The sequence below is a fragment of the Apilactobacillus zhangqiuensis genome, assembly GCF_019656215.1.
Lineage (GTDB): Bacteria > Bacillota > Bacilli > Lactobacillales > Lactobacillaceae > Apilactobacillus > Apilactobacillus zhangqiuensis.
The window spans coordinates 17,223-38,551 of record NZ_BPLK01000001.1; the positions used below are offsets into that span (position 1 = coordinate 17,223).

General features: G+C 35.5%; 16 protein-coding genes and 1 tRNA gene. 4 read left to right on the top strand and 13 right to left on the bottom strand.

All coding sequences use genetic code 11. The features are described from left to right. Window positions 1-117: 117 nt before the first annotated feature. Both K5Q07_RS00090 and K5Q07_RS00095 read right to left on the bottom strand, forming a co-directional pair. On the bottom strand, window positions 118-564 hold the full coding sequence (locus K5Q07_RS00090) for a universal stress protein (RefSeq protein ID WP_373310011.1): 447 nt from the start codon (window positions 562-564) through the stop codon (window positions 118-120). 32 nt (window positions 565-596) lie between these two features. Next, entirely contained in the window at window positions 597-2,156 is a 1,560-nt protein-coding gene (locus tag K5Q07_RS00095; protein ID WP_220729058.1) for an Nramp family divalent metal transporter, read from the bottom strand. A 238-nt stretch (window positions 2,157-2,394) separates the two neighbouring features. On the opposite strand from K5Q07_RS00095, the gene ade reads away from it, so the two are divergent. From ade to K5Q07_RS00110, 3 genes are all read left to right on the top strand, one after another. Then, complete coding sequence (gene ade / locus K5Q07_RS00100; RefSeq protein WP_220729059.1) at window positions 2,395-4,068, top strand: adenine deaminase; 1,674 nt, start codon at window positions 2,395-2,397, stop codon at window positions 4,066-4,068. A 361-nt stretch (window positions 4,069-4,429) separates the two neighbouring features. Continuing rightward, entirely contained in the window at window positions 4,430-5,545 is a 1,116-nt protein-coding gene (locus K5Q07_RS00105; RefSeq protein ID WP_220729060.1) for a glycosyltransferase family 2 protein, read from the top strand. Window positions 5,546-5,562: 17 nt separating this feature from the next. Continuing rightward, complete coding sequence (locus K5Q07_RS00110) at window positions 5,563-6,705, top strand: collagen binding domain-containing protein (protein ID WP_220729061.1); 1,143 nt, start codon at window positions 5,563-5,565, stop codon at window positions 6,703-6,705. A gap of 1,191 nt (window positions 6,706-7,896) precedes the next feature. Here K5Q07_RS00110 and K5Q07_RS00115 read toward each other — a convergent pair. The 8 genes from K5Q07_RS00115 to yycF all read right to left on the bottom strand — a co-directional run bounded on the left by K5Q07_RS00115 (window position 7,897) and on the right by yycF (window position 16,682). Then, window positions 7,897-8,688, bottom strand: a complete 792-nt coding sequence (locus K5Q07_RS00115; protein WP_285289168.1) for a sulfite exporter TauE/SafE family protein — start codon at window positions 8,686-8,688, stop codon at window positions 7,897-7,899. A 160-nt stretch (window positions 8,689-8,848) separates the two neighbouring features. Next, window positions 8,849-9,661 carry a sulfite exporter TauE/SafE family protein gene (locus K5Q07_RS00120; protein ID WP_220729063.1) on the bottom strand — a complete coding sequence of 271 codons (813 nt, stop codon included), beginning with the start codon at window positions 9,659-9,661 and terminating at the stop codon, window positions 8,849-8,851. 187 nt (window positions 9,662-9,848) lie between these two features. Continuing rightward, window positions 9,849-11,063, bottom strand: a complete 1,215-nt coding sequence (locus tag K5Q07_RS00125; protein ID WP_220729064.1) for a S1C family serine protease — start codon at window positions 11,061-11,063, stop codon at window positions 9,849-9,851. 58 nt (window positions 11,064-11,121) lie between these two features. Further along, window positions 11,122-11,934 carry an MBL fold metallo-hydrolase gene (locus tag K5Q07_RS00130; protein ID WP_220729065.1) on the bottom strand — a complete coding sequence of 271 codons (813 nt, stop codon included), beginning with the start codon at window positions 11,932-11,934 and terminating at the stop codon, window positions 11,122-11,124. Window positions 11,935-11,954: 20 nt separating this feature from the next. Next, on the bottom strand, window positions 11,955-12,782 hold the full coding sequence (locus K5Q07_RS00135; RefSeq protein ID WP_054606035.1) for a two-component system regulatory protein YycI: 828 nt from the start codon (window positions 12,780-12,782) through the stop codon (window positions 11,955-11,957). Window positions 12,783-12,800: 18 nt separating this feature from the next. Continuing rightward, window positions 12,801-14,099 carry a YycH family regulatory protein gene (locus K5Q07_RS00140; RefSeq protein ID WP_220729066.1) on the bottom strand — a complete coding sequence of 433 codons (1,299 nt, stop codon included), beginning with the start codon at window positions 14,097-14,099 and terminating at the stop codon, window positions 12,801-12,803. Beyond that, the gene (gene walK / locus K5Q07_RS00145; RefSeq protein WP_220729067.1) at window positions 14,089-15,945 is read right to left on the bottom strand and encodes a cell wall metabolism sensor histidine kinase WalK; all 1,857 of its coding nucleotides are present in this window, start codon (window positions 15,943-15,945) and stop codon (window positions 14,089-14,091) included. Before walK ends, K5Q07_RS00140 begins: the two co-directional genes overlap by 11 nt. 26 nt (window positions 15,946-15,971) lie before the next feature. After that, window positions 15,972-16,682 carry a response regulator YycF gene (gene yycF / locus K5Q07_RS00150; RefSeq protein WP_171823637.1) on the bottom strand — a complete coding sequence of 237 codons (711 nt, stop codon included), beginning with the start codon at window positions 16,680-16,682 and terminating at the stop codon, window positions 15,972-15,974. A 359-nt stretch (window positions 16,683-17,041) separates the two neighbouring features. Here yycF and K5Q07_RS00155 point away from each other — a divergent pair. Next, window positions 17,042-17,114 (top strand) — tRNA-Lys (locus tag K5Q07_RS00155). Window positions 17,115-17,243: 129 nt separating this feature from the next. Here K5Q07_RS00155 and K5Q07_RS00160 read toward each other — a convergent pair. Genes K5Q07_RS00160 through K5Q07_RS00170 form a run of 3 tightly spaced genes read right to left on the bottom strand, consistent with a single transcriptional unit; the run spans window position 17,244 to window position 20,990 of the window. Then, a complete protein-coding gene (locus tag K5Q07_RS00160; protein WP_220729068.1) occupies window positions 17,244-18,494 on the bottom strand; it encodes a restriction endonuclease in 1,251 nt (416 codons plus the stop codon). Beyond that, window positions 18,491-19,825: an Eco57I restriction-modification methylase domain-containing protein gene (locus K5Q07_RS00165; RefSeq protein WP_220729069.1), complete on the bottom strand. Its 1,335-nt coding sequence runs from the start codon at window positions 19,823-19,825 to the stop codon at window positions 18,491-18,493. Before K5Q07_RS00165 ends, K5Q07_RS00160 begins: the two co-directional genes overlap by 4 nt. Continuing rightward, a complete protein-coding gene (locus tag K5Q07_RS00170; protein WP_220729070.1) occupies window positions 19,818-20,990 on the bottom strand; it encodes a DNA cytosine methyltransferase in 1,173 nt (390 codons plus the stop codon). The genes K5Q07_RS00165 and K5Q07_RS00170 overlap by 8 nt, the downstream gene beginning before the upstream one ends. Between the last annotated feature and the right edge of the window lie 339 nt (window positions 20,991-21,329).

Below are 21,329 nucleotides of genomic sequence, written 5' to 3' on the forward strand. Positions count from 1 at the left end.
CCCCCCTCAATTTTGAATAAGTGTAGCTTACTACACTTTTTTATTTTATGCAAACAAAAAAGACTCAAGATATTCTCTTGAGCCTTTTTTCGGAGTGAGTAATTAATCAATAGTTTTTTATCTAATCACCATAACTGATACTGGTGAATATTTTGCCATGTAGGCAGCTTGACTACCAAAGTGACGAGCTAAGCCCTTCTTTGATTCTGATCCAACGATCAATAAATCAGGGTTAACCTTAGGAAGCACATCCTTGATGATGGTTTCCCCAGCTTCACCGGTCGATGCAATAATATCAACATCAGCTACACCGGCAGCTTCAGCAGTTTCTTTGTATTTTTCTAGGTGTTTTTCTAAGTCTTCGTACTTACCATGAACAAATTGTCCTGATAATGATTGAAAAACATTGATTTCTTCGTCTTCTAGTACTGAAACGATGGTTAGCTTAGCGCCTTCTGATTTAGCACGTGAAATTGCGTACTTGAAAGCTAATAAAGCGTCATCTGAATCATCGACAGCAACTAAAATATTCTTGAAATTAATTTCGACGTCCATGTTTTGCATAATTTTCGCCTTCTATTCTTGAATTTTTTATTTTAGTCTTCTCTGTTCTTTAAACGTTTGTTACCTAGGTATAGTTCAACTAATGTCCAAACTAATAATGCTAGGATTACAACGTTGATAATGTTGGCAATTAAACCAGCTTCTGCGTTTTGAGCAGCAGTTGGGTTATCACTAATGAATCCAGCAACAGCGCCTGGCATGTTAATAGCGTTTAGGTAAATAAGAACAATTACTGAGATCCAACCAAGAAGTTTTACCCATAGCGTATTCTTAAAACGATCACCCATTTCTTGAGCACTATTAGTCATCATTAACAATGGAAGCATTGAGAATGGAAGCGCGAAAGCTAGGAAAATTTGTGAGTTTTCAATCAAATCGTTAATTGCAACGTGTTGCTTAACGGTTGATTCACCTGCAGTTAAACCAACACAGATAAGTACTGGAATAACTGAGATTAGACGAGTAATTAAACGACGAGCCCATAGAGGAACTTTTAAGTTAACGAAACCTTCCATGATAACTTGTCCTGATAAAGTACCAGTAATAGTTGAGTTTTGACCTGAAGCAAGTAATGCAACAGCGAATAATGTTGATAGAATACCAGACTTAGCAACACCAATTAGGATTGGGTTTGATAACATCTTAGTATTGTTTAAAGCATCGAATAGACCAAAGAATGATGTATCTTGAACGGTACCAGTCTTGAATACGGCCACACCCATGATTAATAATAAAGCGTTAACGAAGAATGCGAATGTTAACTGGATGTTTGAGTCCCAAGTAGCAAAACGAACAGTTCTTGCAACGTCTTCTTCATCGTGGTGATCGATTGCTCTAGTTTGAGAAATAGCTGAATGTAGGTATAGGTTATGTGGCATAACAGTGGCACCAATAATACCTAAAGCACCTTGTAGTGGAGTCATTCCAGCAACTGGGTTACTGCTTGAGAATGTACGTTGAGTTGGTACTAATCCCTTAACCGCACCGAACCAATCTGGGTTAGATAGTACAACTTCATAAATGAAGACTACTAAGATAACAAGGATTAAACAAACAACGATTGCTTCAATCTTTCTGAATCCCACTTTAGTTAATAATAGCAATAGTAAAACATCAAATACGGTAAGGAATACCGCTAATACAAGTGGAATGTGGAATAAAAGATAAAGCGCGATGGCCCCACCGATAACTTCGGCGATATCAGTAGCCATAATTGCTAATTCAGTCATTAACCATAGAACAACACCAAGTGTCTTTGAAGTTCTTGAACGAATGGCTTGTGCTAAATCCATCTGACTCACGATTCCAAGTTTAGCCGCCATGTATTGAAGTAACATCGCAATCAAACTTGAAATTAAGATGACAGACATCAATAGGTAACCAAAGTTTTGACCCCCTGTAATTGATGTAGCCCAGTTACCTGGATCCATGTAACCAACCGCAACTAATGCACCTGGTCCGGAGTAAGCGAATAAAGTCTTCCAGAATCCCCAGTCCTTCGGAACTTTAATTCCACCGTTAATTTCTTCTAGTGAAGGACCGTTGGCATATTCAACGAAGCCCTTTTTTTCATGTGAAACGTTTTCACTCAAAGTTCTTCACCCTTTCTATTTTTAAGAACAATACAATTGTACACTACATTTCCCCCTTTTTAAACATTTTTTTAGGTACTACTGAAAAATTACTCTATCTAAATTAAAAAATATATCTATCAAAGTCTGAACAGCTCGCAGTTTTCCCGAACATTAAAATAGATTTGACTTTCATTCATTAATGTTTCATAATACTTGATAATTTTAATCTAAATTAAATAAACGTTGGGGTGGAAAAATGCAAACAATCGATTTACTTGTGCAAAATGGAAAAGTTTTAAACGTATTCACAAACAGTTTCGAAATTAATGATATTTTCATCAATGATGGCAAGATTATTGCCGTTGGATCTCATCATGACTTCAAACCTAAGCAAATTATTGACGCTAAGAATCAATTTGTTGTTCCTGGTTTTATTGATTCTCACGTCCACATCGAAAGTTCACTAGTCACCCCGTCAGAGTTGGGTAAGGTATTAGTTCCCATGGGTGTTACTTCTATCATTGTCGACCCGCACGAAATCGCTAACGTTTCAGGTGCAGACGGAATTAAATACATGATTGAAGATGCCAAGCAAACTCCATTGGATGTATTAGTCATGTTACCTTCATCTGTTCCCGCAACCAATTTCGAACATAATGGTGCTACCTTAACCGCTAAGGATTTACATCCCTTATATAATGAAGAATCCGTTATCGGTTTAGCCGAAGTAATGGACTATCCAGCCGTACATAATAAAGACAAGGATATGATGGCAAAAATTCAGGACGCACTAGACCATGGATACCAGATTGATGGCCATGGTGCTGGATTATCCTTAGATCAATTAAAGGAATATCGTGAAAACGGAATTACTACCGACCATGAATCGGTCAGCCTGGAACAAATGAACGACAGACTTGCCGCTGACATGAATGTCTTCTTACGAGAAGGAACCGTTGAAAGAGACTTACAAAACACCATTCAAGCTGTCAACGAAGACAATTCAGACCGTTTTTCATTCTGTACTGACGACAAATTCATCACTACTATCATTAGAGAAGGCAGCATTAACTTCAATATTAAGTTAGCCATTCAACACGGTCTCAAACCAGAAACCGCATATAAGATGGCCAGCTACAATGCCGCTGTTGCCCATAAATTAGATAAATTGGGGGCAATCAAAGAGGATTACAATGCCGACCTAGTTATCGTCGATCACCTCGACCAAGTCGACGTTAAGACCGTCATCAAAGATGGTAAAGTCATGACCGAGGATAAATTTAACACTACTCCAGTCGAATTCGACGAAAACTGTGTCCATCAAAACCTATCGGTTGATGATTTAAAACTACCTTTAACATCAAATAAATGCCATGTAATGGGAGTAATTGCCAATCACATCGAAACTACCCACTCAATTCAAGAAGTCCCTGTAGAGGATGGCTATTTCAAAACCGATTTAGAAAACGACGTCTTATTAATGGTCGATGCAGAACGTCACCATCAACTTGGCACCTATGGACTAGCATTGGTTCATGGTTTCAAAATCAAAAACGGCGCCATCGCAACCACTGTTGCTCATGATTCCCACAACATCGTGGCAGTCGGTACTACCAAGGAAGCAATCTATCGTGCCATCCAAGAAGTTACCGCTACTAAGGGTGGCATTGCCGTTGTCGATGAAGAAAAGACTTTGGCTACCATGCCACTACCGGTTGCCGGTCTAATGTCCAACAAATCATGGCAAGCTGCCAGTCATGAACTAGAGGAAATCGAAGCAGCGTTTAAAGAAATTAGTGATGGTGTCGATTTTGATCCATTCATCACCCTATCATTTCTAACACTACCAGTAATTCCAACATTAAAATTAACCGACCAAGGTCTATACGACTTCGATCAACAAAAAATCATCAGCGTAGAAGCTGAATAATTGGAGGGTTTATCCAATAAATGGATAAACTTTTCTTTTTTTACATAAGTTTATATAAAACAATCATCACTCTCATGGACATGAAATATAGTATACAAATCAAAGAAAGCTTAATCACGGTATAGATAGATTGTCACCGTATACTACCTGTTCGTTTAGACCAGACAAGACATTTATAAACTTCTGGATATAATGAAGCTATCTTGTCCTGTAAATGGGGGTAGATAAAGTGAAAATTCTATTTGTAATATCAATGATTTTTTATATTTTATATATATTACAAGTACTATTTCTATTGGTTAATCATTCAAAACATTATAGACGCAAGAAAAGAAAAATTAATATTGTCTCAAAATACTGTTTGTGGATTGTAATTCCGGCATTGAACGAAGAAAACGTCATCGGTGATACCGTTGTTTCACTAAGAAACGAGATTAATAAACTCGATTCAAACATCACCGGTCATATTTTAGTCGTCGATGATCAATCAAGTGACGATACTTTTGCGATTGTTAAATCGAAAAAAGAACTAGTGGTGCAAACCACTTCTGACATTGCCCATACGGGTAAAGGATCAGTTCTAAATTTCGCCACAGAATACATTGACCAAAACAAAAGCGAAACGGCTGAGAATATTATCTTAATTGTCGACGCGGATGGTCGAATTAGTTCCGTAGACATCGAAACCGCTATTTTTGATTTCCAAGAAAATCCTGGTCTCGGAATGGTTCAATCTGCCGTGAAAATGATTAACATTAATAATGCTCTAGAAATTGCTCAAGATGTTGAGTTTTGTGGAATGAACCGCAAAGCACAAATCACTCGTGACAATCTAGGTGATGGGATTGCATCTGGTAACGGACAATTTGTGAGTCTCGACATGGCCAAAAAAGTTGGTTGGGGTAACGCCCTACTAGAAGATATGGAGTTTACCCTTAGAGGGTGGATCAAGGGATATACGAGTATCTTCAATGACCATGTTATCGTCAGACAACAAGCAGTCAGTAGTATGTACAAATATGTAAGACAACGTATTCGCTGGTGTACTGGGGGGTTACAATGTTTTAAATACTTGGGAGATGTCTATAAGAGCAAGTATATTAACACTGGATTAAAAATCGACTTAACCATCGATATGGTGATTCCATTCCTATATATATTCGTTAATATCGTTAATATTTATGTGCTGTATCGACAAATATATATCCTTTTTACTTGCCATTCAGTCGACTATACGCTTGTGTCTCTTCTATTCATCTGGATAATACTAACTTTTCTAGCTACTATTTCATATCAACGATACATCAATTGGTATTTTAAACATCGTGACAATCCAAAAATGCATCTATCAATATGGAAGGCTTTCATCAACACTTTATACTATTTTGTGGTTAACGTTATCACCTTCTTCATTCCAATCGTGAGTCTTTATAAAATCACGGTCGGTGAACTCAAATGGGACAAGACAGAACATTGAACGGAGTGATGAGGATTATGGTAAAGAAAGTAATTAGCCTGCTTGTCTTTGCTTGTTTGGGATTGTTCTTTTTTAACGTTTCAGCGCATGCTGATGACCTTACAAATCAAATCAATTCCTCATATCAAGTTTCAGACAGCCAAGGTAAAGATGTAACTAATCAAAGTAATTTGGATTACTACACACAATATAAGTTGAAATATCATTGGAACTTGGGAGATAACGTCGATGTTAAGGAAAACGACAGCATTCAATTAAGCATCCCTCAAAACGTCAGAATTGACGGAGCTAACAGTTTTCCAGCTTACAACACCGATAACGTTGCAGTCGGAACTGTTAACGTTAACAACTCCACTGCTACCCTTACTTTCAACAGTAGCTTGCTAGATAAGAAGATTAACCGTCAAGGTGACATCAACCTAAACGTATCTGGTAAAAGCATCGATCATACAAGCAAGAACTGGTTCGTTAACAAAACTGGCTGGTTTAAAAAAGATGATCATAAACAAGTAACATGGAACGTTGCATTTAACCCTAACCACAAGGATCTTAAAGATGTTAAATTGACTGACTCACTAAGCAACAACCAAAAATACGTTGCTGGAAGTGTCAAAGCTGCTTCTGGTTACTGGGACGCAAACAACAACTTCATAGCTGATAACAAGACTGTTCCTGCTGTCACCGTAAATCAAGTAAACAACAACTTAGAATTTAGCTTTGCTGGCACATTCAACAATGGTATCAACCTAAGTTACGATACCGATGCCAACGGTAATCCTAATGGTGATGTTTACAAGAACACAGTTGCTATTTCTGGTCAAGGTACTGATAATGTTGCTAACACTTCAGTATCAGCATCCGTTTCATTTGGTGGTAACGCTAACGTTAAATACGACCAAGCAAAACCTACTAATCCAAACGACAACAACAATGACAATGGTAATCAACAACCAAACAACAACTGCCAACCTCAACCTATCAACCCATGCAGACCTCATAGAGTGGTATATCAATGGGGATGGTGCCATCCAGTTCATCATTACAACTGGGGATATGGCTTCTCTAACTGCATAGATAAATGGGTTACTGGCATCTATAATTGTTTCGTGCCCAGCACATGCTACTCCTTTTGTGGCAACGAATTCTTCTTACAATGGTAGAAGATAAAACAAAAAAGCTTATCCCGCTAAGGATAAGCTTTTTTTAGTGCAATATAATAATAGTCTAAATAATAATTACAATCGAGAATGCTTTTATTATAAGGAATGAAAAGTATTACGATTTTGGGATAAATCTGCGTGACGGAGATGCATCACCGATTGCTTAAATTCTCGATATAACTACCAATTGCTTTTTCGACCATTACGTCTTAATAAAAGAATTGCCACTTAAATACATCTTTAAATACAGCATCTAAATACTAGAGAAGGTTCAACAACTTTTAAAACGATTCATACGAAACTGTCATTATCAAAGCTTACGTGTACGTTATGAAACATAACTTAATAAATGATTGGGGGAATTGATTAATCTGTGTGTCTACCATCACACAGACCAATACATACTCGTATGAATAAGAAATAATAAATAATAGCTAAACACTATGTGTCTTAATGGATCAACCTCAACCAATAAAAGGAGCAATGCTAATGGATAAAAGCATCACAATGATCCTACCAAATCATTGCTGCTATACATCCACCACAAAGTTATTGATGAGAAATAGTCTCTCAAGTTAGACTATTTATTCCGATTAAGAAGTAATCAACGAAAAGTGCATTATTTAGATTGCTTAAATTGCCTTAGGTTTGCGTATTTGACATACAAACCATAACAATATGCATTTTTGATATAAACAATATAGATAACATATTAATTCATCATCTAACTACCATTCGTCCACCGAATTTTTTCAACGCGCGTTGTTATAGAAAAAATAAGAATGGTAATTGAATCAAAACATTAAATATAGAGCTTATAAAGATGTAAACCCCACAAAAGTGATCATTTGAATGTATCACCTGAGGAACAATTTTGTATTGTAGCACTGCTTTTACATAATTTGTAGTTATAATTCAGTTAAGTTTTAATTAATGATTATATGGTTAAAACATTGCAATAACGCGTTTTATCATTTAACTCTAAGTTTTATTTTTCAGTCTTGTACGGCATAATCACAGAAAACATAATGGATAAACTTAGTGTTATCTAATAGTCAGCTGATTGCATCGTGCATGACGCAATTACCCTTTTTCAGTTATAAATATCAATAGTTTTTAATCATCAGTTTTTCATTTTCTCAAATTACTCACATTTTAAACACAAAAAAAGAGCGAATTTTTTCGCTCTTTTTATAGAAAGTGGACATGATAAGCAGATACGAATTGAGTATAAGCTAAAATCAACGCTAAGATTCCTGTTGCTATCTTGATAAATTTAACTGGTAGGACACGAACAATCTTTGGTCCGATATATCCACCGATGAAAAAACCAACTCCTAGTGGTAAAACTAAGATCCACACAACGTGTGAGAAGAATGAATAGTAGACGGTTGCGACAATGTTCGCAGCTCCCATGGCTACATTTCTAATTGCGTTACTTACGGTGTATTCATTATATGTAGTTCTAGTTAGTAGGACTAATAATAAAATTCCTGATGCAGCGCCAAAATAACCGCTGTAAGCACCAATTAAATATGTAAGGACAATGATAGTAATGTTTTTCAACCAAGTCCATGGCGTATCTTTTTTGGCTGCAGGGTTAAAGTTCAATGCACCCTGAGTATTTTCGTTAACTTCTTTCTTGTCTGGAAGTAAAATCATTAAACCACCAAAGGCAATAAAGAATGGAACGATATGGGTAAAACTAGATGATGGTAAAGCAGTTAACAAAATTGCTCCTGTAATTCCACCAAAGAAGATGATAACCATAACCTTGAACAATTCCTTCCAGTGGCCCCTAAGCTCACGGGTGGAAGAAATACATGATCCAACAGCGTTAAACATTAGTGATGCTTTGTTAACAACGTTGGCAGAAACAGCAGGTAATCCAGCAAAGTATAACAATGCGGGATAGGATACTAGTGACGATAAACCGGTAACTGTTCCCAATATTCCAGCCACGATTCCGACAGGAATAAACAATAAAATAATCCAAATACTTACACCTAAAATAGTAATGACTTCTCATCTCTTTTTCTACTAAAATAAAATCATAATTTCATATTAACATTTTTCGAATAAAAGAAAAGGATAAAAAAAGCACCTACCGTTATAAATAACAATAGGTGCGAAATTTTCATCTTTAGAAGAAGTAGAATAGGTGAATACCATAAGCTGACACGAATTGAGTGTATGCTAGGTATAGAGCTAAAATACCAGTAACAATCTTGATTAACTTAACTGGTAATACACGAACCATCTTAGGTCCAACATAACCACCAATTAGGAAACCAATACCTAGAGGAATAGCTAATGCCCAATAGATGTGGGTGCTACCGTGTTGACCATACTTGAATGAGTATAGGATAGTACCGATAACGTTAGCTGAACCCATGGCAACGTTTCTAATAGCGTTGTAAACAGGGAATGGATCTTTACTTGTTCTTGATAGAACGGCTAATAGGATAACCCCTGCGGCAGCACCAAAGTAACTACCGTAGATACCAATAATGAAGAATAGAACAATCATACCGAAATCAACAAGCATTTTCTTTGAGCCAATGTTGTCTTCTTCAACTACCTTAGCAGTAGGTGCCTTAGTAGTGTCCTTGCTTGGTAATAAGATACCAATACCAGCAGCTGCAATAAATACAGGTACTGCGTATTCAAAGTCTTTTGATGGTAAGTATGTTAATAGAATAACACCAACGATACCACCGAAGAAGATGATAGTCATAACTTTGAATAGTTCCTTCCAGTGTCCATCTAATTCGCGCTTTGATGAAACAGCTGAACTTACTACGTTAAATAGTAATGCGGAAGTGTTAGTAATATTTGCTGAAATTGGGTTTAAAGCACCCCAATATAATAGCGCTGGGTATGAGGCAAGTGACGCTAATCCAGTTACAGTACTTAAGATACCGGCAACGATACCAACTGGAATGAATAATAGCAATGTCCATACACTAAAACCAAAAATAGTGATAATGAAAAACTCCTTTTATTTATCAATTTAAAATCCGATATATAAATTTATACAACTTATTTGTATGAAATACAACCCCTTAAAAACGCCAAAACGCTGATAATGGCCAGCATGTCAGCGTTTTCATAACTTTAAATTTTTTTCAATTTATTGCATGTTATTGATTGATTTTCAATTGTGAAGTACTTTCTGTCAACTTAATGGTTCCAGTCTTTAGCTTTCCATCACGATAGTACTTGATACTTACGGTGGATCCTAACTTTTGACTGTATAGGATGTTTTTAACCTCGTCTTGGCTAGTAATCTTCTTACCAGCAAGTTCAACAATCACGTCATACTTCTTCAATCCAGCGTTTTCAGCAGGACCGTTCTTGGTAACAGTGTAAACAACCACACCGTTTTCGACTGATGATGGTAATTTTAGGATTGATTTTTGTTGGCTAACCGCAATGTTAGTCAAATCAACGTATTGAATTCCAAGAGCTGGACGTTCAATCTTTCCGTTCTTAACTAGTTGGTTGATAATCTTAACCACTTCGTTACTTGGAATTGCAAAACCAATTCCTTCAACACTGGTACCTTCGCTATCAGAAGCCAACTTCATTGAGTTAATTCCGATTACTTGTCCGGCTAGGTTAATCAATGGACCACCTGAATTACCAGGGTTGATAGCAGTATCTGTTTGGATAACAGTAGCAGTATTACCTGTTGCTTGACCGTTTGATCCAGTCAATGGAACTTCACGTTTCTTAGCGGAAATAATTCCTTGAGTTAGTGAAGAAGCATAAGCAGAACCTAGTGGTGAACCAATTGCTAGAGAGGTTTCACCAACTTTAATGTTATCGGAGTTACCAAATGAAGCGACTGATTTAATCATGCTACCGTTAATTTTCAATACGGCTAAATCGGTGACGCTATCAGTACCAACAACCTTAGCTTCTAGTTGTTTTCCATTGCTTAATAGCACTTGAATTGCAGAAGCTCCAGAAACAACGTGGTTGTTAGTTACGATGTAAGCAGCATTTCCACTCTTCTTGTAAATTACACCAGAACCTTCACTATTTGCTTCTAGCTTACTAGAACTCTTGCCTAGCATTGAATCGAATGAATCTGAACTGGTTGATTTTAAGTTAATGACAGACACAACAGAACTCTTAACGGCTTGATAAGCCTTTTCTGATTGTGATTCAACATTCACTTTTAGATTTGATGTGGATGCTGTTCCACCAGCATTAGAACCAGCAGGAACGGCAATGTCGACACCTGTACTTTGCAATAAGCTGGCACCACCATAAGCGATTCCACCACCTAATAATCCAGCCACTAAGGCAATTAATCCTGTTTTTAAGACAAATCGGTCACTTTTTTTCATAAGGTTTTCCCCCTATCAATTTTATTAATCTTATTATATTAAATAATCTTAAATCAAACTAAAGTGTAAATAATTTAGATGCCTTTTCGACGTCGGTATCCAATAAATCAAAATCGGCGCCTACACCAAAATCGTTTTCTTCTAACATGGATGCAACGGTTAGATGGGCTAATTCCTTCACATTGTTGTGATGGCTTCTGTGCCCGATAAATATGCGTTTAGTGTCATATCCGATACATTCCATTAGTGAGTTGGCACCATCTTCGTTAGATAAATGGCCCTCGTCACTCATGATACGTTGCTTCAATGACCATGGGTATTCCCCACTTCTTAGCATTTCAACGTCATGATTACATTCTAAAACATACGCATTGGCATTATTGATAACCCCAAAGATATGATCTGAAATGTATCCGGTATCGGTTAGGACAACGAAGCTCTTGTTGTGATGATGAAAATCGTAGAATTGTGCCTGTGCAGCATCGTGAGAAACGGCAAAGCTTTCAATATCGATATCACCAAAGTTCATCACCATGTTTGGTGGGAAGATATTTTTTTGTTCGTTTGGAATCTCTCCGATGGTTTCATGCATTGCATCCCACGTTGGTTGATTGGCGTAAACGTTAATTTGTGGGTAACGTCTGGCCAATACGCCGACCGCCTTACTATGGTCGGTGTGTTCATGGGAAACCAACAACATGTCGACATCCTTCATTGAGCGGTTGATTGATTTCATCAATCTTTCGATTCTGACACCGCTCAAACCAGCGTCTAGCAGTATTTTATGCTGATTAGTTTCAATGTAGGTTACATTACCCCCACTTCCACTAGATAAAACACTAATTTTCATATCGTCTGCTTCGTTGTTCATTTTAATCCTCTTTCTAAATTCTAATTCGCTTTGCTAGCTGACTGAGTCGAGCTGCTACTATCCAAGATAGCACCATTAAAGGCGTTGATTCTCTTAGCAACTACTGAAGAGGAATCTGAAGTGGTGTATCCAATTACCCAAGTTGGAATTAAGACGATATTGTTCTTAATTGATAATAGTTGGGTGTAGTACAAACGAACCCACTTAATCTTTGAGTTATCAGGGATTTCGTTGTATTGGTATAACCATACTAAAGCCTTTGCAGGTGAAATGATGTCGGTTTTTTCACGCAAAATGCTGACATCATCCATGTAACTTTGCGTATATCCTTCTAGCAGATGATCACTACTAATGTCGAAGGTGATCTGACCGTGTTTTGTACCATACAATAATCCGTCAGATGTCTTTTGTGAGTACACAATACTGGTCTTGGTAGATAAATCAGAATTGTATTCATATTCCGTACCATGTGAAACGAAAGTAGATTTCTTCATCAACTTATCTAAAATATCACGATAGTCTCCGGAATATAGACCAATTGGTCGTTTGAAAGTACTTCTTAAAATGTGATTTGAGTAAGTTACCTTTTGGTTTGATAACTTATTAATGTCGTTGTTTAAAGTGTCATCGTTGACAGCGGATAGGTAGTATCCGGTTTGACCACTTGTAGATAATTTAGGTGCTACAGTGATTTGATCATTTTGCATTTGCTTAATGATTTCAGTATCACTACCTTGGTTACTGTTTTCGGTTTGAAGATGTGAATTTTCTCTAAAAAGTGAGAATAAGAAGACATCAATCATCACGAAGATAATCAAGAAAATGATTTGTATCTTTCTAAAGTCCATGTAGCTTTCCTCCTATCTTTATTGTGGTCCCTTGGATAACATTTGGGTGTAATTCATGTACTTACCGTTGTATTTAACGAACCATGTTGGTTGTAGCGTAATCAAGATGTTAGATGACTTGGTATTACTCCACTGGTAAGCCAATTCGATATCTGTAATCTTGTTGGAGTCGTATCCGTGGTTGCGCAAACTGTCCAATAGTTCGTCGGTAGTAATTAGTTTAGTGTCCTTACGACCGGTTGGTACCGGGATTTGTAGGGTGTTCAACGAGAAGTTGTACTTCAATGAAGTATTATCAACCAATCTCATTTCAATGGCACCGTAAGGAGTTTGGTCGAAGATTGGGAAACCTTCAACGTAGTTTCTGTAAACAACCCTCGAATTCTTAGCGTCGTAATCGAAGAAACGAATATTGGCCAACGTATCACTGACCAACAATTGAGAAATGTTTTGGTATGAATCAGTCAAGAACTGAGTCATATTGGTAGAGATGTTACCAGGATGACTGTCGTAGTAATTGACCTCACCATCGTTTGAAAAAGACAATTGACGAGAATTTTCATCGTTGTAAACAGTAGAACTGCGGTGACGTTTAACACTGATATCTTGTGAATCAGAAAGTAGTCTTGTCACGTAGTAATTTTGCGAAGTTCGATTAATCAAGTAACCATATTGAGGCATTGTGAATGACTTATAAAAATCAATAAATGGATTATGGTTAATCATTTTCACCTTAACGGGGATTGCTCTAACGTTATCCTCGATTACCTTTTGAATTCCCTTCACGTTAGTATCTGAAACGTGAATCTTATAAACCTTGTAGTTGTGATCTGAGAATAGGTAAATGTCATTACTGTCATCAAATGGAATCACAATTCGGTTGATGGAAACGTTAGGTAATGATTTAAAACTCTTACTAATGTATTGACTAACAATCTTTAGATTCAAGGCGTCCGGATAGTTTAGCATTACTGAATCATGAGTATTTAAGTACTTAAGATAGTTCTTTTCGTTACTCTTTACTTCCGTAAGCTTCGGATCCTTGTAGTCATTCATTTGTTGACCAATTTCAGTGGTTAGGTTAACCGATTGGTTAGTTAAAACGTATTGCTTACCAGAATCCTTGGTTCTAATCACCTGAGTAGGTGAGTAGATTGTCGACATTGGTTTGGCATCAATCTGACTACTTTGCGTAGAAACCTTTTGACTAGAGCGGTCGTAGTGAGCCGGATTAATCAAAATGGAGGCAGAAAGGGCAAAACTAATTACAACTGCAATCGTTAGCAATGATGGTAGTATAAAATATTTAATCTTCATCCCATAAGTCCTCCTCGATTGGTTCGTATGGTAGTGAGATATAGAAAGTAGAACCTCTATTTTCGGTACTTTCTACCCAAATCTTACCGCCAAGTGCTTCAACCACTTCTTTGGAAATTGCTAGTCCAAGCCCAGTTCCACCTTGTGCTCTAGAACGAGCCTTATCAACACGGTAGAAACGATCAAAGATGTGTGGAATTGAGCTTCTAGGAATTCCCAATCCTTGGTCTCGTACACTCAAGATAACATTATGTTTGGTCTTGTATAGTGAACAAGTAATCACTCCCCCATCAGGAGAATACTTGATAGCATTGTTCATTAAATTATCGATTACTTGGGTAAATCTGTCGGTATCAACTTCTACCCATAAATCTTGCTTGGTAAAACGACGTTCAATTCTGTAATGCTTATTAGGCTTTTCATTATTGTTGTCGTCTGACTTAATAATCATATCAAAACGGTTCAAGATATAGTTGAATAATTCGGTAATATTAACAAGTTCCTTATCAATCTTTTGGGTTCCAGAATCCATTCTAGACAATGTCAATAGGTCGTTAATCATTCGAATCATACGGTCTGTTTCTTCTTGAGTAACTTTTAGGAAGTTTGGCGCTATTTCTGGATCCTTCCAGGCACCATCTTGTAAGGCTTCGATGTATGAGTGAACACTGGTTAGTGGTGTTCTTAATTCGTGAGAAACGTTTGAAACGAATTCCTTACGGTCGTTATCAATCTTTTGTTGTTCAGTAACATCATGTAGCACACAGACTAGCCCTGATACGAAGCCAGAATCTCTTTGAATTAGTGAGAAGTGGGCATGCAAGATTAGGTCATGGTCCTTATCTGAACGGTCAATGATGGTTTCATCAGGATTTTCGATTAAGTCACGAAGGCTGTATTCTTTTCTGATATCTAAAATATCTAGAATTGAATTGCCTAGTGCATCTTGTTCGGTAGTTTCTAGGAAACTAGCTGCTTCATCATTCATGATGATGACGTATCCACGACGACCAGTCGCAATAACCCCATCTGTCATGTTGGTTAGAACGGAATCCAATCTTTGACGCTCTGATTCAGTCGACTCTTGAGACTCTTCAACCTTAACTGAAAGGTTATTAACCGCACTAGCAAGTTGCCCCAATTCATCACGTCCATATACGTGAACTTGACCAGAATAGTCCCCACGGGCAATTTGCAGTGTTTGTTTCTTCATTTCATCAATTGGTTTAGTAATCGCCTTTGAAATAACAATGGAGATTAATAAACCAGACAAAATGGCAACCATGGCGGCAACAACATAAATAACCGTAATCTGGTTGATTTCGTTATAAACGGTATTTAAATTAGCGTGCACGTAAACAACACCGACTAATTCATTATTACTACTCTTAATTAGCGGTGTGATGACAGTATAATAACGCGAACTATCACCCGAGTTACTAGTGATTGAACTAAATGAACGACGGTTGATAATCGCGTTTTTAATATCGGGCCTGAAGTTTTTTTGACCAACTGAGCTTTGATCACCGACTTCGTTTGTTCCACGAATGGTGTTCTTCGCATCAACAACCTTGATTTCGGTGTAGTTATTACTATCAATATTGGATAGTAATGACTTAATTTTTACGTTGGCCTTGGTAGTACTAGAGCTTGAAAGCTCATTAGTTAAGGTTGTGTTTACGTAAGTAGGCACCTGAACTTGTTTCTTAAATGAAGCCATATTCTTGTTTTCCAATTGGTTAACAAAAACGGCCCCAACAATTTCTAGGGTCACCAATAAGATTAGCGCAAGCACAAGCGCGATTTTAAAATGAATTGATTGAAAATACTTAATCTTACTATTCACCGCAAACTACTCCTTAGTTCTGTCGATTATTCTTGTTCTGAGTTGCGTAGGTAGTACCCTACCCCACGTCTTGTGATTAGCCAGATTGGGTGACTTGGATTGTCTTCGACCTTTTCTCTTAGACGACGAACAGTAACATCAACTGTACGAACATCACCGAAGTAGTCATAACCCCAAACTGTTTGTAGCAAATGTTCTCTAGTCATTACTTGACCAATATGTTGGGCTAAGTAATGTAGCAATTCGAATTCACGATGAGTTAATTCGATGTTTTCACCACGTTTTGTGACGGTGTATGCTTCTGGATGAATGACAAGATCACCAATCTTGATGTCCTTGTTTTCATTATCTGAAACTTGGCCATTATCGTTGTTAGATTGACGACGTAGGTTAGCCTTAACACGAGCCACTAATTCACGATTTGAGAATGGCTTAGTAACGTAGTCATCAGCACCTAGTTCAAGTCCTAAGACCTTGTCTAGTTCTGAATCCTTTGCAGTTACCATGATAATTGGCATGTCATGTGTCTTTCTAACTTCTCTGGCCACTTCTAGACCATCAACTTTAGGCAACATTAAATCTAGGATAATCAAATCAGGTGATTCTTCTTCAACTTTTTGAAGAGCTTCTTCCCCATCGTATGCGACTACGACGTCATATCCTTCTTTTTCTAAATTAAATTTTTCAATATCTGTGATTGGTTTTTCATCATCTACAACTAAAATTTTTGCCATAATATTCTATCTCCTTAACAGGAATTGATTTGTATTTTATTCATATAAACGTTAACGAAACACCATCATTTCAAGGATGGTTACACTTTTGTCTACTTTTAAACCGTTAACTTACTACATTATAACACGCTTGGACTTTTGTTTTCTAAACGTAATGTTCTTGCAATGAAGATTTAAAGTATGACTTTTTTCTAAAATTAGGGGTTGTCAAAATAATAATTATCATGCTATTATAAATAACGTTGATTTGAGGCAAGGAATTGATAAACAACTTGTTAATTAATTTTAAAAAAAGTGTTGCAATCATTACTCCAACATGGTATTATAGTTTTTGTTGGTTGATAGTCAACAGATAATAATTTGGGCAGTTAGCTCAGCTGGCAGAGCAACGGACTCTTAATCCGTGGGTCCAGGGTTCGATCCCCTGACTGCCCATAACTGATAAAAAGACATCGCTTAGGCGATGTCTTTTTTTGTGTAAATAATCATGGTTACCTAAAAAGACGCTGCTTAAACAAGTAGCGTCTTTTTAGCTTTAAGCAATAGATGTTGTATTGAACATTTTTAATTATTATTTTTTCTAAAATGATGATTTATTTTGTTCATAGAAGTATGAAAGTTAGCATCTTCTAAATCGTCATCTGGAGAATTAAATTCAATGAATCCAACATTCAATACATGATCAAATCTTGCAAAACTATATATTTGTTCGATATTTTTTATTTTTAAGCTCTTATCTATAGTTCCTAGTTTAGCTTTTAATAATAATTCCAAATAACAATCATCAATAATCTGGGTATTATTATCGGGATGTGCTTTAGTAAAGTGCTGTGTCGGAGTTAACGCAATGATGTTTTCGTTATAACCAGATATTTCTGGATATTGATGTGATGGGAACATGTGATGCATTTGCGTGGCTTTACCAGCAGAGTAGTGATCACGTAATTCTGAAACACCACCAAATAATTCATCGTTAATTCTTTTAACATACTTTTTGGCTTTTTTAGAATCCAATGCAAACTTAGCTTCTTGTGATTTTTCTATTGGATGTTGTTTTAACCATGTTTTTCTGGATACATCCTTGGGTTTTTTGGCATAAATATCAAAAAAGTTCTTCTGATTATACATTAAATCAGCAAATGATATAACTTCCTTGCTAATATGTCCCCTCACTGAACCAAGTTTATGTTCTTTTTGAGACAATGGGTTTATAACTTTAGTAAATATTCTTTTCGGCTCAAGTTCTCTTTTTATATTCGTATTTATCTGACAAAAAGACACAAAATTATCTTTCATACTTTTAAAAGCATCATCAGTTTGATCTTTCAAAAAATTTTCAAAAATATGATAAATTCCGCTAGCCTTTAAAACTTTGGTAATATAATACCTTAAAAATTTCAATGAATTTCTATCGGACATTCCAATGTATTGTAGTGCAATTAAACTATTCACTTTGTAATAATTAGTTCTTCCAACCTTATATTTACTTAATATTCCCGAATAACTTAACAAATTCAAAGGTTGCTGAAAGAATTTATTATATTCACTCTTGGCCTTTGGAGATGACGGCTTTGCTTTATCAAAAATAGATGGTATGAATTCAATTGAATAATCAGAATACCAAACGTCTTCAGAATTAAATTTTTGCGAATCTATCAATCCCTGAGATACAAGAGTATCAACAATATCAGCTATTGCGCATATAACATCAGGTGTACATTTCTGATCAATCCATCTTCCATCGTGTGTCTTCCTAACATCTAACTCCTGACTGTTAAGAATTAACTTAATCTGATTCTCACCATCATGAATCATTTGCTATCATCTCCTATATATTTTCCGAACCAGAAAACAGACGTATTATCTATGTTCAAGCTTCTCGTCCCTCTATTCCTGGCAACGTTGTAAAACTCTCTAAATTCATTAGAGTTTATAAAATCTACTTGTTTTTTTTGTAGCAAAATTCCATTTTTGGGAATTAATATAGCTACTGATCCGTTAACCAAAAATTCTCTATCTTTTCTTATAATCCTTGGGTAATATGTCATATTAGGTGACAAATAGACCTTATCATCTTTCAAATATTTATAAACAGATAATTTTTCAACGTTAACATCTTTTAGAAATTTATCATATCCATCAATGTCTAAAATACGGCTTCCATCTCTTGAAATATTCCTACTTCTGATAACCCTAATCGTCCCTTGATCAGATAATATTTTATTTGTTATCTGTCTATCTCTAAAAACTTTAAAATAATCGAATTCCATTTTTTGGGCAATATTATCAAAATCAGAATTTCTATAAATTAACCAATTTGGGAATTTCTCGTCCATGATATATTTTTGATTATGACATTTTTCCTCGCCATTCACTATACTCTTTACTTTTGTAAAATGAGGAGAATCCAAAGAATTAACTAAAATGCCAATGGTTTCTATCAAGACTCCCTTAAAACCTTTTTCACCAAAATCTACAATAGAATTTATCTTTTTTGTTGATAGTAATTTTCTAACTAATTCAAAATCCATTGTAGAAAGCAGATTTTTTGGCATTATCAATGAAACATATTTAGATATTTGAAGTGATTTAATCAAAAATTGGCCTGAAAGATTTGTTACCCCAGGATATCCATTTTCAGTGGCTACCTTATTGGAAACCCTTTGAAAGGGAGGGTTTCCAATAAGGTAATCGTATTTTTTGTTAATAAATGCCATTCCGGATAAAAAATCATAATTATAATAATTTATATAGACGTTGCTAGGGATTGCAGATTTATCTACAAAAAACTTCAAGACCCTCAAACTATCACTATCTATATCATTTATATCAACTCTTACCTTTTTATAATGTCTGGATATTTTTTCAATAAATGGAATTACAAAGTTGCCTATTCCAGAAGACGGTTCTAATACTGATATTTCATCGCTATCAACTATCGGAATATCATTAATCATTTCATCAACTATAAATCTATTCGTGTAAAAAGCGGAATTATTATTCCTATTTTCATTTGATAATTCTGCAATTTCTCTTAAATCATCTAAACTATAATTATTTATTTGTTCTTCTAAAAAAAACAATAATGAATCAACGTCTGTCAAATCATTATCCTTAATAATTTTTTTAATTGTAGATTTATTCATGTTTATTCAATTCTTTCATTACTTTAATACCAATTTGTCTAAAAATAATAGGAGGTACTGCTTCACCCAATGATTGACGAATAGTTATCTCATTATTTTTAAGCCATATTTCCTTATCATTAACACTCATTTTATTAAGATCTTCATATGATTCTTCAGACCATTTAAATTCAGATGGGACATTCATCATCAACATTAGTTCTCTAATGGAAAATACTCTATCATCAACAGGGTGAACTGTGTTTTGACTTGCTAATATATCATTTCTAGTATGAACAGCTGGAGCCACTTTATTCCACTCCTGCCTTTTATACTTATCTCCATTTTTTTGTTTGTTTTTCACCATAACTCCATTTACCATATGGTGAGGAATTAGTTCTGGAGATTTATTATCAAAAGCAGATTCACCAGGTTTTAGATTATGAATCCACTTTCTCATATCACTTCTATACTTCTTAAATCCATGTAAAATGTCGTTGGGATCAATTTCACCCATTTCATTTAGATTAGGTAAATGACCTATAACATCTTTCAGTTTTTTTTCTTCCTGTTTACTTGGCATGAAAGTAGATGCATCAAAATCATCACCGAAAAATTTCTTTAAAGAACATATGACTAAAGTTCTAGGCCTAGATGAATTCGCCCCATAATCTTTAAAATTAATTTCTGCAAAGCTTATATTGTAATCACTTTCTAGATGATTGAATATAACGTCTTTTATACTTTTAACGCTACCGTCAGTATCAGTGCAGGCTGTCTTCATAAATCTTTTAACATTTTCAAAAACAATGACTTTAGGCTTTATTTTGTTAGCTATGATAATAGACTGTAGTACAAGCGAATTTCTTTTTAAATCATCATCATTTTTATGGTGATTTGCAACTGATATTCCTTGGCATGGAGGCGTAGCAACTAATAAATCAACAGACTTCTTCCCGTTTTTATTTATTTTTTTATCTATATTTTTATAAATTTTTTCTTTTACAGTTTCGTCGTTAATATCTCCAGTAATATAAGCATCTAAATCATTTGCAACATTGTTTTCAATCTGTACTTTCATTCTTCTCTCAATCAGTTCATTACTAGCAATCAGATTAAATCCTGCTTCAAAAAAGCCATAATCACCAACACCTGCTGAACTAAACAGCGATACATACGTTCTCATTAAATACTTCTCCTTTAGTTAATCCACGATCTATTTAATATCATAATAGCAATATTAACATAAAAAATAGCTTTCAATAACCTACTTACTCATGTTATTTACTAGCATCATTCAATTACATTCAACTTTATTTCGATACCATGTATAAACTAATAGTATCCTATTATTTCCTAAATCTACACAGTATATTGATTGCCACTAATGTGTTTCCTTATTTTAAGAAAGGTTTGTATATAACTTCAAGAAGAATATTTTTTGCTCTCTCTTTACCTATATCAAACAGCACTAACAACAAAAACAATCTAAGTAATATTGGATATATTGCTTATTTAGACTATT